At 56.8% G+C, this 14,087-nt stretch carries 12 protein-coding genes; 4 read left to right on the top strand and 8 right to left on the bottom strand.

The features are described 5' to 3' along the window. Positions 1-113 precede the first annotated feature (113 nt). Positions 114-1,799, bottom strand: a complete 1,686-nt coding sequence (gene hutU, locus NG42_RS00595) for a urocanate hydratase (protein WP_052896670.1) — start codon at positions 1,797-1,799, stop codon at positions 114-116. After that, positions 1,792-3,354, bottom strand: coding sequence for a histidine ammonia-lyase (gene hutH / locus NG42_RS00590; RefSeq protein ID WP_052896668.1), 1,563 nt, complete (start codon positions 3,352-3,354; stop codon positions 1,792-1,794). Before hutH ends, hutU begins: the two co-directional genes overlap by 8 nt. 223 nt (positions 3,355-3,577) lie before the next feature. Here hutH and hutC point away from each other — a divergent pair, with 223 nt between their 5' ends. After that, the gene (gene hutC, locus NG42_RS00585; protein WP_052896666.1) at positions 3,578-4,333 is read left to right on the top strand and encodes a histidine utilization repressor; all 756 of its coding nucleotides are present in this window, start codon (positions 3,578-3,580) and stop codon (positions 4,331-4,333) included. On the opposite strand, the gene NG42_RS00580 is transcribed toward hutC, so the two are convergent. Both NG42_RS00580 and NG42_RS00575 read right to left on the bottom strand, forming a co-directional pair. Then, complete coding sequence (locus NG42_RS00580) at positions 4,317-4,889, bottom strand: HutD/Ves family protein (RefSeq protein ID WP_420911295.1); 573 nt, start codon at positions 4,887-4,889, stop codon at positions 4,317-4,319. The genes hutC and NG42_RS00580 overlap by 17 nt on opposite strands. A 22-nt stretch (positions 4,890-4,911) precedes the next feature. Continuing rightward, on the bottom strand, positions 4,912-6,267 hold the full coding sequence (locus NG42_RS00575) for a formimidoylglutamate deiminase (RefSeq protein ID WP_052896665.1): 1,356 nt from the start codon (positions 6,265-6,267) through the stop codon (positions 4,912-4,914). A gap of 85 nt (positions 6,268-6,352) precedes the next feature. On the opposite strand from NG42_RS00575, the gene hutI reads away from it, so the two are divergent. Both hutI and hutG read left to right on the top strand, forming a co-directional pair. Beyond that, entirely contained in the window at positions 6,353-7,570 is a 1,218-nt protein-coding gene (hutI, locus tag NG42_RS00570; RefSeq protein WP_052896663.1) for an imidazolonepropionase, read from the top strand. Continuing rightward, entirely contained in the window at positions 7,567-8,364 is a 798-nt protein-coding gene (hutG, locus tag NG42_RS00565) for an N-formylglutamate deformylase (protein WP_052896661.1), read from the top strand. The genes hutI and hutG overlap by 4 nt, the downstream gene beginning before the upstream one ends. On the opposite strand, the gene NG42_RS00560 is transcribed toward hutG, so the two are convergent. Continuing rightward, positions 8,361-8,993, bottom strand: a complete 633-nt coding sequence (locus NG42_RS00560; protein WP_052896660.1) for a flavin reductase family protein — start codon at positions 8,991-8,993, stop codon at positions 8,361-8,363. The two genes, hutG and NG42_RS00560, sit on opposite strands and share 4 nt — an antisense overlap. 173 nt (positions 8,994-9,166) lie before the next feature. Between NG42_RS00560 and rlmF the strand changes: the two genes are divergently transcribed. Next, a complete protein-coding gene (gene rlmF, locus NG42_RS00555; RefSeq protein ID WP_052896924.1) occupies positions 9,167-10,096 on the top strand; it encodes a 23S rRNA (adenine(1618)-N(6))-methyltransferase RlmF in 930 nt (309 codons plus the stop codon). A 4-nt stretch (positions 10,097-10,100) separates the two neighbouring features. On the opposite strand, the gene ybiO is transcribed toward rlmF, so the two are convergent. The 3 genes from ybiO to glnP form a co-directional block, all read right to left on the bottom strand. Continuing rightward, entirely contained in the window at positions 10,101-12,383 is a 2,283-nt protein-coding gene (ybiO, locus tag NG42_RS00550) for a mechanosensitive channel protein (protein ID WP_052896658.1), read from the bottom strand. Between the two features lie 135 nt (positions 12,384-12,518). Next, positions 12,519-13,241 carry a glutamine ABC transporter ATP-binding protein GlnQ gene (gene glnQ / locus NG42_RS00545; protein ID WP_052896656.1) on the bottom strand — a complete coding sequence of 241 codons (723 nt, stop codon included), beginning with the start codon at positions 13,239-13,241 and terminating at the stop codon, positions 12,519-12,521. After that, a complete protein-coding gene (glnP, locus tag NG42_RS00540) occupies positions 13,238-13,897 on the bottom strand; it encodes a glutamine ABC transporter permease GlnP (RefSeq protein WP_052896654.1) in 660 nt (219 codons plus the stop codon). Before glnP ends, glnQ begins: the two co-directional genes overlap by 4 nt. Between the last annotated feature and the right edge of the window lie 190 nt (positions 13,898-14,087).

Raw genomic sequence — 14,087 nt, 5'->3', positions numbered from 1 at the left:
GATGCAACCGATGTGCGGCGTCTATCAGTCACTGAAGAAAATCGTTAATAGACTTATAATTATTAATAAATAAAAACCGGCGACACTGCGCCGGTCTGCAAGAACAGCAGCGATTATTTCACCATTGGTAAATTCAGCTGATGCTGTCGGGCGCAGGCTTCGGCCAGCGGGTACCCGGCGTCGGCATGCCGCATCACACCGGTGGCCGGATCGTTCCACAAAACCCGTTCCAGCCGTACGTCCGCTTCTTTGCTGCCGTCACACACAATCACCACGCCCGCATGCTGGGAGAAGCCCATTCCGACGCCGCCACCGTGATGCAGACTCACCCAGGTTGCGCCACCCGCGGTATTAAGCAGGGCATTCAGCAATGGCCAGTCGGAAACCGCGTCAGATCCATCTTTCATCGCTTCTGTCTCGCGGTTGGGTGAGGCGACGGATCCGCAATCCAGGTGGTCACGACCAATCACCACCGGTGCTTTAAGCTCGCCATTGCGCACCATTTCATTGAATGCCAGTGCCGCCAGATGGCGTTCGCCAAGGCCCAGCCAGCAGATACGCGCCGGCAAGCCCTGGAAGGCGATACGCGCCTGCGCCATATCCAGCCAGCGATGCAGGTTAGCGTGCTGTGGAAATAACTGCTTCAGCTTCGCGTCGGTCTTGAAAATATCTTCGGGATCACCGGAAAGCGCCACCCAGCGGAACGGGCCTTTGCCTTCACAGAACAGCGGACGGATATAGGCCGGCACAAAGCCCGGAAAATCAAAGGCATTTTCTACCCCTTCATCCAGCGCTACCTGGCGAATATTGTTGCCGTAATCCACGGTCGGGATACCCATATGATGAAAATCAAGCATCGCCCGCACATGAATGGCCATGGAGGCGCGCGCGGCTTTCTCCACCGCTTTTGGGTCGCTGATGCGTTTTTCAGCCCACTGATCCACACTCCAGCCAGCCGGCAGATAACCATTCAGCGGATCGTGCGCGGAGGTCTGGTCGGTGACGATATCCGGCCTGAGGCCGCCCGCGCTGGCGCGTTTAACCAGTTCCGGCAGGATTTCTGCCGCATTGCCTAACAGGCCCACGGAGATCGGCTGTTTTTGCTGGTTTGCATCGGCGATGATTTTCAGTGCCTCATCGATGCTGTAAGCCTTGTAATCGAGATAGCGGGTACGCAGACGAAAGTCGATGCGTGACTCCTGACACTCCACCGCCAGTACCGAAGCGCCCGCCAGCACACCGGCCAGCGGCTGAGCTCCACCCATACCGCCCAACCCGGCGGTAAGAATCCACTTGCCGCTCAGGTCACTGTTGTAGTGCTGACGTCCCGCTTCGGCGAAGGTTTCAAAGGTGCCCTGTACAATGCCCTGCGCACCGATATAGATCCAGGAACCGGCGGTCATCTGGCCATACATCATCAGTCCGGCTTTATCCAGCTGATGAAAATGATCCCAGTTGGCCCAGTGCGGCACCAGATTGGCGTTGGCAATTAACACACGCGGCGCATCGGCATGGGTACGGAATACGCCAACCGGTTTCCCCGACTGCACCAGCAGTGTCTCTTCCGGCTGCAATGCGCGCAGCGAACGCAGAATCTGCTCAAAGCATTCCCAGTTACGCGCAGCTTTACCGATGCCGCCATACACCACCAGATCTTCCGGGCGTTCGGCCACATCAGGATCGAGATTGTTCTGGATCATGCGGTACGCGGCTTCGATCAGCCAATTGGCACAATGTAACTCGCTGCCGTGTGGCGCGCGGATTTCACGGGCAACGGCGTGGCTCAGGGATTCACTCATCACGGGCTCCTTTTCCTGCGTAGCCTGGCAGCAGGGCGGCGATCACTTCTGGCCAGTTTTCACCACTGGCCCACAGGCGCATCTGTTCAATATCGGGTGCCATCAGGCGGTCTTTTTCCAGGAAAGCCACGCGTTCACGCAACCGCGCCAGCTGCTGTTCCAGCAGTGCCGAGCTTTGTAACGGCCGATGGAAATCGATGCCCTGCGCGGCGGCCATCGCCTCAATACCGACCACCGCTGCGGTGTTAAAGCACATGGCACCGAGGCGGCGCGCAGCGTAGGTTGCCATTGAGACATGATCCTCCTGATTGGCGGACGTCGGCAGGCTGTCGACACTGCCCGGATGAGCCAGGGATTTGTTTTCAGAGGCCAGCGCTGCGGCGGTGACCTGGGCAATCATAAAACCGGAATTTACGCCGCCGTCATTCACCAGGAACGGCGGCAGGCCGGAGAGGCCGCTGTCCAGCATCAGTGCCATTCGGCGTTCGGAGATAGCGCCAATTTCAGCCACCGCCAGCGCAATAATATCGGCAGCAAAAGCCACCGGCTCGGCGTGGAAGTTGCCGCCGGAAATCACCTCGCCGCTTTCCGGGAACACCAACGGGTTATCGGAAGCCGCATTCGCCTCAATCTGCAACACCCGCGCCGCATGGTTCAGGTTATCAAGGCAGGCTCCCATAACTTGTGGCACGCAGCGAATGGAGTAAGGATCCTGCACCCGCCCACAGACAGCATGTGAAGTGAGAATGTCACTGCCTGCCAGCAGCTGAGTCACGGCGGCGGCGACGGCGATTTGTCCCGGCTGGCCGCGTGCCTGATGAATGCGTGCATCAAACGGTTTTATCGAGCCTTTGATCGCCTCCAGCGACAGCGCCCCGGCGACCAGCCCGGCAGCGAAAACCTTCTCCGCTTCAAACAGGCCGCGTAACGCCAGTGCAGTGGATACTTGCGTACCGTTAAGCAGCGCCAGCCCCTCTTTTGGCCCGAGCACCACCGGCTCCAGTCCGAGCTGTTGCAGTGCGACAGGCGCGTCGAGTCGTTTACCGGCGACGCGGACCTCACCTTCACCCAGCAGCATCAGCGACAGATGCGCCAGCGGAGCCAGATCGCCGGAAGCGCCCACCGAGCCTTTTTCCGGGATGCAGGGCATCACGCCAGCATTAAACAGGGTAATCAGCATATCGATCAGTTCGATACGCACCCCGGAATGGCCGCGCGCCAGGCTGATAATTTTCGTCGCCATCACCAGGCGCACCACCTCATCAGGCAGCAACTCCCCCAGTCCGACGCTGTGCGACAGCACCAGATTACGTTGGAGTTCAGCCAGACGTGTCGGCGGAATGGAGGTCTGCGCCAGTTTGCCAAAACCGGTGTTAATGCCGTAAGTCACCTTGCCGGATTCCACGATGGCAGTCACCGTTTCACGTGCTTGCAGCACCGTATCGCGCGCGCTGTCAGCCAGCCGAAGCGTGACGCCACCCTGGTAAATGGCTTTCAGCATCGGCAAATCCACTTCACCGGGGAGCAGACGACATTCATCGGGACTGAGCAGCATGGTATACTCCTGTATAGACAAGTTCAGTAATAAGAAGACCCGAACCAGACAGGTCGGATGATACCCTGAGTGAAACATAACTGTATAGTCTTGTCTATACAACTAAGGATTGCAGTGCCAGCTCGATCACAAAACAGTACCGGGGCAAGCGCGCCGCAGATGTATATACATTGATGCACTCAGTCAGTAGACTTCACTGACGACATTTATTAAGGAATTTTCTATGGTTGGTCAGACTGCCATTTCGCAACTCGCAGCCGCCATGAGCGATCAGCCTGCGCCTATCTATCAGCGGGTAAAACAGGCGATTGTCAGCCAGATTGCGGAAGGGGTGTGGAAAGCCAGGCAGCGTGTGCCATCCGAAAGTGAACTGGTCAGTGAGCTGGGCGTCAGCCGGATGACGATTAACCGGGCGCTGCGCGAATTGACCAGTGAAGGTTATCTGATTCGCATGCAGGGCGTGGGGACGTTTGTTGCCGAAGCCAAGGGCTATACGGCGATGCTGGAAGTGCATAATATTGCAGAAGAAATTGCGCAGCGTGGCCATCAGCATCGCTGTAAAATTTTGCAGCTGAAGGAAATAAAAGCCGATCCGGAACAGGCTGCGGTACTGGGACTCTCAACCGGCCAGTCGATTTTCCATTCACTGATGGTGCACTACGAAAATGAGTTGCCGGTGCAGCTGGAAGATCGTCTGGTTAACCCGCAGATGGCACCGGATTATCTGCGCCAGGACTATGACAGCCAGACGCCTTACACCTATCTGATGCGGGTCGCGCCGCTGACCGCCGGCGAGCATATTGTCGAGGCGGTGCTGGCCGACACGCGTCAGCGCCAGTATCTGTCGCTGGACGAGCATGAGCCTTGTTTGCTGATTCGCCGCCAGACATGGAGCGAGGGAAAAATCGTAACTTATGCCAGGTTGCTGTATCCCGGTTCACGCTATAAGTTGCTTGGCCGCTTTAAAGGGCACGGCTGAAGGACCGGGCGGATGATTTTCCGCTCTGGCTAATTTCGGCAAATAACAGCAGCGCATCGGCGGTCAGTGGCGTAACCAGCTCACCGTCAGCGCTCCACCAGGCCCCTTCGCCACGTGCTAAGGTTTTTTCACCGACGCGCCACTGACCGGCAACCACCCAACAAACACCACAATCACATTGCTGCGCCTCGCCGCTTACCACCACCGTGGCGCGGTAGCGATCGCGCCGGGTCATAATATTAAAGTCGAGACTCTTTCCGCCGCGCAGTCGGGCAACCATCGGCTGTTCGCCAGTAAAACAGACGGGCTGATTCAGTTTCAGCAGCTGCATGGGTGACGGTGGTGAATGCAATTCCACGCCGTCACCCTCAATCAGCGTAATCACCCGATCAACGCCGGGAAAGCGGGAAAAATCACCGCTGGCGGCGAGGGTGGCAATGCTGGCGCGCCAGCCAAACTGGCTGCTGTCCGGCGGAAAGCTGATGACTTCACGGGTTTCGCCGCCGCCATTGCGCCATTTGCTGAGCGGCAAATCGTCGGTTCGGTAGAAATGCATGATTGACCCTCTGGCAACGCCGTTAGTGTAACGCCTTGATCACCGAGGTAAAGCGGGCATCCGCCTCGGCCTGCAATGCATGCTGACCCGCACAAATCACCTGTTTTCCCGCAACCCAGACATCACGAATCTGCGAGCGATCACCGGCAAACAACCAGCGATTCAGCAGGGCAGAATCAGGGCAGCTGGCTAACCACGCATCCGCTTCCAACACCAGCCAGTCTGCGCGCTGGCCGACTGCCAGCGAACCGATGGCAACGCCGCAGGCTTGCGCGCCACCGGCTGCGGCCTGCTGCCACAGCAGATCGCCGACTGAGCTTTGCTGAGGGTTGACGATGCGGTTACGCCGACGGTCGCGTAGCCGCTGACCATACTCCAGCCAGCGCAGTTCTTCTGACGCATTCAGCGAGACATGACTGTCCGAGCCGATGCCCCAGCGTCCACCGTGGGCGATATAATCGGTGGCAGGAAAAATTCCGTCGCCGAGATTGGCTTCGGTGGTCGGGCAGAGTCCGGCGACCGCACCGCTGGCCGCGAGGCGCGAAATTTCCTGTGGCTCCAGGTGTGTGGCATGTATCAGGCACCAGCGCGGGTCAACGTCAAAACGATCCAGCAGCCAGTTAACCGGGCGTTCGCCGCTCCATGCCAGCGAATCGTTGACCTCTTTTTCCTGCTCGGCAATATGAATATGTACTGGCAGTTCAGGCGGACAGGCCGCCAGCACCTGTTCCATTTGCAGCTGCGTCACCGCGCGCAGCGAATGGAAGCATAGCCCCTGATTGTGCAGCGGCTTATTGCGCAGCAGACGGCGCAAATTATCCTGCTGGCGCAGATAACTGTCGGTTTGCTGAATAAAACGTTTCTGTGCTGGTTGTGGCGGCAGGGCGCCAAATCCGCTGTGGCTGTACAGTACCGGCAGCAGCGTCTGGCCGATACCCACCTGTTCTGCGGCGGCAATCAGCTGGAGTAACATCTCATCCTGCGCCCAGGGCTGCCCGTTGAGGTCATGGTGCAGATAGTGAAATTCAGCCACCTGGCTATAGCCGCCTTTCAGCATATCGATGTAGAGATAACGCGCAATATCACCGACCTGTGACGGCGACAGCTGCTGCACCAGGCGGTACATCAATTCACGCCAGGTCCAGAAACTATCCTGCGGATCGCCCGCCACCTCTGCCAGTCCGGCCATGGCGCGCTGAAAGGCGTGTGAATGCAGATTGGTCATCGCCGGGATCACCGCGCCGGGCAAATGGACAGCCTGTTCAGCGTGGCTGTCTGGCGTGATACCGGTGATAACCCCTTGCTTATCCACCTCGATGCGTACCGCATGCTGCCACCCTGACGTAAGTAGTGCACGCGTCGCAAAATAACTCGACATGGTTGATCCTCAGGCTTTGTGGTTGTATATACATATACATACTTTAACAGTTTCTGTAAATGGATCGGGCGTAGCGGGAGAGCAAATGGCAGACGAATTACGCTGTGACAGTGTGTGGTACGGAGCCGATGTCGTGACCATGCGCGACGGCCAGTACAACATTATTGCCGATGGTGCGATTGCGGTGCGGGAGGGGGTGATTGTCTGGATCGGTATGCGTGCGGAGTCAGAGAATATCGTCGCCAGGCGGCGCACCGATTTTGCCGGCGGCATTATTACGCCCGGCCTGATCGACTGCCATACCCATCTGGTGTTTGGCGGTGACCGCAGCCAGGAGTTTGAGCAGCGGTTAAATGGCGTCAGTTATGCGGAGATTGCCGCGCAGGGCGGTGGCATTCTGGCAACGGTACGCGCCACACGCGAAGCGACGGTTGAGCAGCTGGTCAGCAGCGCGCGCTGGCGCATTGAGCGTCTGCTGGCTGAAGGGGTGACGACGCTGGAGATAAAATCCGGTTACGGGCTGGATGAAGCCAGCGAAATTCGCATGTTGCAGGCGATTCGTCAGCTGGCACAGCAGCTTCCGGCGGATGTGCTGGCGACCTGTCTGGCGGCGCATGCTGTACCGCCGGAATTTAACCATCATCCGGATGGCTGGATTGACGTTATCTGCCAGCGCCTGCTGCCGACAATTAAAGCCGAACAGCTGGCTGATGCGGTAGATGCGTTTTGTGAACATCTGGCTTTTTCTCCGGCGCAGGTCAGTCGGGTGTTTGCCCGTGCGCAGCAGCTTGGTCTGCCGGTTAAACTGCACGCCGGGCAGCTCTCTGCACTCGGCGGCAGCGCGCTGGCGGCGCGTTTTAATGCGCTCTCCGCCGATCATCTGGAATACGCCAGCGAAAGCGATGTGCAGGCGATGGCGCAGCATGGCACGGTGGCGGTTTTGCTGCCCGGCGCGTTTTATCTGTTACGTGAAACCCAGCTGCCACCGGTGGAATTATTCCGCCAGTACAAGGTGCCGATGGCGCTGGCCAGCGATGCCAATCCCGGCACCTCACCGGCGCTGTCGCTGCGTCTGATGTTGAATATGGCTTGCACCCTGTTCCGTTTAACGCCGGAAGAGGCGCTGGCCGGGGTGACGCTGAATGGTGCCAGAGCACTGGGACTGGAGAAAACCCACGGCTCACTGGAGTGCGGTAAAGTCGCCAGTTTCGTCCACTGGCCGCTGACGCGCCCGGCGGAACTGGTTTACTGGCTGGGTGGTCAGCTACCTTGTCAGGTTATCTGGCGAGGAGAAGCGCAATGAAACCCTTTCAGTTCTCAGCCGGTACGCTGCCGCTGCTGGTCAGTATTCCCCACGCCGGTACCGCACTGACGCCGGAAGTTAAAGCGGGTCTGAGCGACGCCGCCAGCGGCCTGCCGGATACCGACTGGCACCTCGCGCAGTTATATGATTTTGTGCAGTCGCTGGGTGCCAGCGTTCTGATCGGTAATTATTCGCGCTTTGTGATCGATCTTAATCGTCCGGCTGACGATCAGCCGCTGTATGCCAGCGCGACCACCGGGCTGTTTCCCGAAACGCTGTTTGACGGCACACCCACCTTTAAGTCAGGTATGACACCTGGAACCGAACAGCGTCAGCACTATCTGGCAACCCTCTGGACGCCATATCACCAGAAACTACAGCATGAGCTGGCGCGGCTTAAGCAGCAGTATGGTTATGCGCTGTTATTTGATGCTCACTCGATAGCGTCGGTAATCCCGCGACTGTTTGACGGGCGGCTGCCGGATTTGAATCTTGGCACCAATAACGGTCTGAGCAGCAGCCCGGCGATTGACGCGGCGCTGATCGCTTGTTGTGAGGCACAGACCCGCTTCAGCTGGATAGTGAACGGGCGTTTTAAGGGCGGCTATATCACCCGTGCATACGGCAAACCCGAACAGCAACAGTATGCGGTGCAGCTGGAACTGGCGCAGTGCAATTATATGGATGAACAGCCGCCATTCGGCTGGCAGGGCGCGAGGGCGGCAGAGTTACAGCCGTTGTTGCAGCAGTTGATTAACACGCTGCTGGCGCAGGGAGCGGCTGCCGCGCGTTAGCGCGGACGTGCGTCCGGCCGTACCAGATCAAAGCGCTGTTCTTCGCTGATGGCGTAATAAGCCGATGGGCCACCCGCGCGCAGAATCGGTTGCGCTCTGGCGGTCTGATAGATGCCGTTATCCAGCAGATCGTTATCGATATGGATCGCCACCACTTCGCCTAATACCAGCCAGCTCGGCAGTTTTTCACCGTCGGCCGCCTGCAACTGAATGCACTGTGTCAGCTTGCACTCAAAGTTGACCGGGCTTTCGGCCACCATGCTGGCGTTGACCTGTGTCGCCGCCAGCGGCGTCAGGCCGGAAAAAGCAAACTCATCTTCACCATGGGGCAGTGAGGCGGAGCTTTCGTTCATTGCCACCGCCAGGGGACGCGTCGCCAGATTCCAGACAAATTCGCCGGTTTCAGTAATGTTCTTTACGCTGTCTTTCCAGCCGCTGCTGGCAAAGCCAATAATGGGGGGATGATAGTTAAAACAGTTGAAGAAACTGTAGGGGGCCAGATTGCGCTGACCGGCAGCATTCACCGAACTGATCCAGCCGATGGGACGCGGGCCGATAATGGCATTCAGCGGGTCATGCGGCAGTCCGTGACCAAGGCGGGGTTGATAAGAGTGTCGTTGACGAGACATCGCTTTACCTGTTGTTAAGTTATTTCTCTTATCTTAACGCGTCTGGCGCAGAAAAAAACGACGGCAATGGTTTACGGTTTTTTGCAAAGCGAGTATCTTACGCGCCCACTATACCCCGGGTATCTGACGTGGCTGCAACGGCTGTGACCCTGGGTAACCTATGAGAGATGCCGATGAAAAAGCCTGCTGAGAAAAATGTTCTTCACCCGCGTAACCGTCACCGTGGACGCTACGACTTTGCTGCACTGAAACAGTGCCACCCGGCACTGACGCCGCTGGTTCAGATCAATCAGTATGGCGATGAGTCGGTTGATTTTGCCGATCCACAGGCGGTGAAAGTGCTGAACCAGGCGCTGCTGCATCACTTTTATCAGATTGAGCACTGGAATATTCCTGACGGTTTTCTCTGTCCGCCGGTGCCGGGTCGCGCCGATTATCTGCATCACCTCGCCGATCTGCTGGCGGAAGACCATCAGCAAGTGGTGCCGCGTAATATCAATGTGCTGGATATCGGTTGCGGTGCCAACTGCATTTATCCGTTAATTGGCCATCGTGAATACGACTGGCGTTTTACCGGAACTGAAGTTAACGAGCAGGCGATGAAAGCCGCCAATGCGATTATCGATGCTAATCCGGGGCTGAACCGCGGTATCCGCCTGCGTCGTCAGAAAGATACCGATGCTATCTTCCGTGGCATCATTCATAAAAACGAGATTTTTCACGCCACCCTGTGTAATCCACCGTTCCATGCTTCAGCCAGCGATGCGCGCCAGGGCAGCCAGCGCAAATTGCGCAATCTGGGTCTGGATCGCAATGCGCCGCTTAACTTTGGCGGTCAGCAGGATGAGCTGTGGTGTGAAGGCGGCGAAAAAGCCTTTATTACTCGCATGATTAATGAAAGCGTGGATTTTTCTCGTCAGTGCGTGTGGTTTACCTCACTGGTGTCGCGCAAAGAAAATTTACCGGATTTACGCCGGGCGCTGGAAGAGGTTGAGGCAGTGCAGGTCAGGATTATCGATATGGCCCAAGGGCAGAAACAGAGCCGGTTTATCGCCTGGAGCTTTTTCGATAAACCGGCCCGTAGCCGGATGTTAAGCAAGTAATGTGCTACTCGGGAGCGGCTAACGCCTGAGCGCCTGCCGCTCCCTGCACATCATTCCCGGTTTGCAGTACCTGCACCGTCTGGCGCGGGGGATTAATCCCGGCCGCATCGAAATGCTTTTTCACCATATCATCCAGCGCGAAGCGCACCGTCCACTGCTTTAGCGGCTGAGTGGTAAAGGACACGCGCACGGTAAACGACTGATTAGTCAGTCCGACCAGCCCGGCAAACGCCGGTTCGCCAATGACCATGCTGCGAATCTCTTTATTTTCCATCAGCTCTTTCACCGCCTGTTGCAGGGTGGCATTCACTTTCTCGCTCTCTTCGTTGCGATCAACATCATAATTGGCAACAAACGAGCCAATACCGCGCACAAAGTTGGCGAAAGTGGTGATCGATGACCACGGAATAATATGGTACGCGCCGGTATCCTGGCGTACGCCGACCGAACGAATCGACATGCGCTCGACGCTGCCGGTAATTGGCCCGATCGTCACCAGATCGCCGGTATTCATGCCGTTTTCGAACTGAATAAAGATGCCGGTGATAATATCTTTGACCAGCGTTTGCGAGCCAAAGGAGACCGCCAGACCGAGCGCACCGGCACCGGCCAGCAGTGGCGCGATATTTACGCCAATTTCCGACAGCAAAATCATAATGGTGATGGTGCTGATCACCACCGCCAGCGCATTACGAAACAGCGTCAACAGCGTGCGGGTGCGCGCACCGGGCATCGGGCGACCGTGTGAGTCGGAGGCCAGACGGCTCTCAATCAGGCTGGCTAACAGCGTCCAGCCTACCGCCGAGAACAGCAGGATTACCAGCACGCGGATCATAATATCCACCGTTTTCTCTCCGGCACCCACCGTCAGCCAGTGCCACAGGTCGAACAGATTCCACGCGTTGAGCAGCAGTAACCCGACGGCAAAGACGGTCAAAATCCGCGCCAGCTTCAGCAATGCCGACAGCCAGGCATTAACGCGCTTTTGCAGTTCCGGATACTCACGTCTTAGCTCGGGCGACAACGTGATAGTTTTGGCAATCCAGCGCGACAGAATGCCGGAAATCAGTGCGCCGATACCGATAATCGCCAGGCTGCGCACCGTCGCTGACATCATAAACTTCAGGCTGTCTCCCGGATTAAATATGGAGAGGAAAAACAGCACGATAAAATAGGCGCTCGCCAGCCAGTGCCAGACCAGTGAGAAGGCGCGGATAAACAGGGCAAAAAAGCGCATTGAACGATCGGCCAGCGCCGCCAGTTCATGCTGAATATTGCGGCGATTATGGAAAATCAAATACTGCGCCCAGAGTGTGATCAGGCTCATCACCACCACATTAACCAGCGCGCCAATCTGCACATTTATCTGGTTACTGACAATCGGCACAATCACCAATAAGCCATAACCAATCAACCCGCTTAACCAGCTGAGACGGGTGTTCCAGTAGTGAGCACGATTATCGGCAATACGGAACGGGCGCAGATCCGGAATCCGTGGGCAGAAGATCAGGCGTAAAATCGCTTTAAAGAACTCGATGAGCGCAAAAGCATTCAGAAACAGCCCCTGCTGACGGGCAATAGTGCGGTTGCCGTCATTCAGATAGTCACTCATTACCTGGCCGGTAAACAGTGCCAGCGCCAGTAGCGCCAAATCAATCGCAAACGCGGCAATAATCATTGCCGGCAGATGTAACCAGCTGGAGCGATCGCGGTTTTTGGTGCGTCCCCATTTCCCCATGCGGCGATACAGCGGCCGCGCCAGCCAGCAAATCAGCCAGTAGAAGGCAAACAGTGCCGCCGCCAGCATCAGAAAGTGACTGACAGCGTTAAAAAAGGTGTGCTGATTAAAGGTCTTATGCGGTGCAGAGACGATATTGTGGTGCAGTTCGGCAAACTGGGTGGCGAATGCGCCGCCATAGTGTCGGCTGATGTCGGTCAACCCTTGCAGCACGGTTTTATCTTCCTGTTCGGCATCGGGCGGCGTCAGTACCGGCTCACTGCTTTCCGCTGGCGTGGCGGCGGCACTGCGCAGCTGATCAATCAACTCCTGACGGGTCTGATCGTTTTGCAAAATATTGGCAAGCGCAGCGTAAGCGGCTTTTTTGTCTTCAATGCTGGGTTGTTCCGCCGCATCTTGCGAAGTGGAGGGCGATTGCTGCGTTTGCTGCGCGGCAACCGCTGCGGCAGGCAGACTGACCGCCAGCGCCGCACCAGAAAAACCGCATAGCAGCATAGAAATCAGCAACCAGCGGCAGAGAGTGTGTCGCGATTGAACCACAGCCAACATCGTATTCTCCTGTAGCGGCGCAAAAACAGCGTCGACCAACAAGTATAGCGGAGCTGAGGGTAGCGAAAGGTAAAGGCGAAGGTTTTGGGCGTTAGCTCAGGCAGAAAAAGGGCGGCATTGCTGCCGCCCGGAACATCAGGAAACGTGCTGTAAGAACTCGCGCAGGCGGGCGCTTGGCGGGTTGGTGATCAGCGTATCCGGGTCACCATCTTCCGCAATGCGGCCTTTATCGATAAAGATTAGACGTGATGCCACTTTCTGGGCGAAACCGACCTCATGGGTAACGATCACCATGGTCATGCCTTCTTCTGCCAGATCCTGCATCACTTTCAGTACTTCGTGACGCAGCTCGGGATCGAGCGCAGAAGTCGGTTCATCAAACAGCATCATCTTCGGCTTCACCGCCAGTGCGCGGGCGATGGCCACGCGCTGCTGCTGACCGCCGGACAGTTCGGAAGGGAAGTGATGCGCACGCTCGGCAAGACCCACTTTCGCCAGCAGTTCTTTCGCCAGCTTTTTTGCCGCCTCTTTCTTTGCGCCACGAACGCGAATCGGCCCGAAAGCCACATTATCCAGCGCGGACATCTGCGGGAACAGATGGAACTGCTGGAACACCATGCCGGCTTCCTGACGGATCAGGCGCTCGTCAACTTTCGGGTCGTTGACCCTCAGACCATCAACAATCAACTCACCGCTGGTGATCTCTTCCAGCTTGTTAATGCAGCGCAGCAGAGTCGATTTACCGGAGCCGCTTGGCCCGATAATCACCACCACTTCACCCTGATTGATCTTCAGATCGATATTGTGCAGCACCTGAGTCTGACCAAAATGTTTGGAGACGTTTTTAAATTCAATCACAGGATTTTCATCCTTTTTTCAACGCGACGCAGCACGAAACTGAGCACCAGCGTAATAAACAGATAGATAACCGCAACCGCACTCCAGATCTCCAGCGCACGGAAGTTACCCGCAATAATTTCCTGTCCCTGACGCGTCAGTTCAGCGACACCAATCACGATAAACAGCGAGGTATCTTTGATGCTGACAATCCACTGGTTGCCCAACGGCGGCAGCATACGACGCAGCGCCAGCGGCATAATGACATAGCGCAGCGTTTCTCGACGCGACAGCCCAAGTGCCAGCCCGGCTTCACGGAAGCCATTATGAATTGACAGCACCGCACCACGGGTGATCTCGGCGATATAGGCACCGGAGTTGATGATGATGGTGACCACCGCAGCGGTAAAGGGATCGATACGCAAATCGGTAAATGCCATTGGCAGCGCGAAGTAAATAAACATTACCTGCACCACAATTGGCGTACCGCGAATCAACTCAATAAATACCAGCGCGATATTACGTGACAGCCAGCCGCCATAGGCGCGGGCAAATCCGGCTATCAGGCCGATAATCAGGCCGCCAACCAGACCGAGGACCGAAATCCACAAGGTCATTTTGGCACCTTCAAGCAGGATAGGAAGAGCAGGCCAGATGGCGCTCCAGTCGAACTGCATGATGCTTTCTCCCGAACTAAAACAATTTTTTGTTGATATGGAAAAACGCAGAGACGCAATGCCGTCACTGACGTAAGTGGCGCTGCAAACCTTAATAGCGGCATAAATACCGTGCAGATTAATAGCTTGCATGCATCTTAACGTGCGGCGTTATCGCCGCACGTTAAGATACCGGGCGCTAACCTGAGAG

The organism is Winslowiella iniecta, from assembly GCF_001267535.1.
Taxonomy (GTDB): Bacteria; Pseudomonadota; Gammaproteobacteria; order Enterobacterales; family Enterobacteriaceae; genus Erwinia; species Erwinia iniecta.
This window is presented reverse-complemented; position numbering and strand designations above follow the sequence as displayed.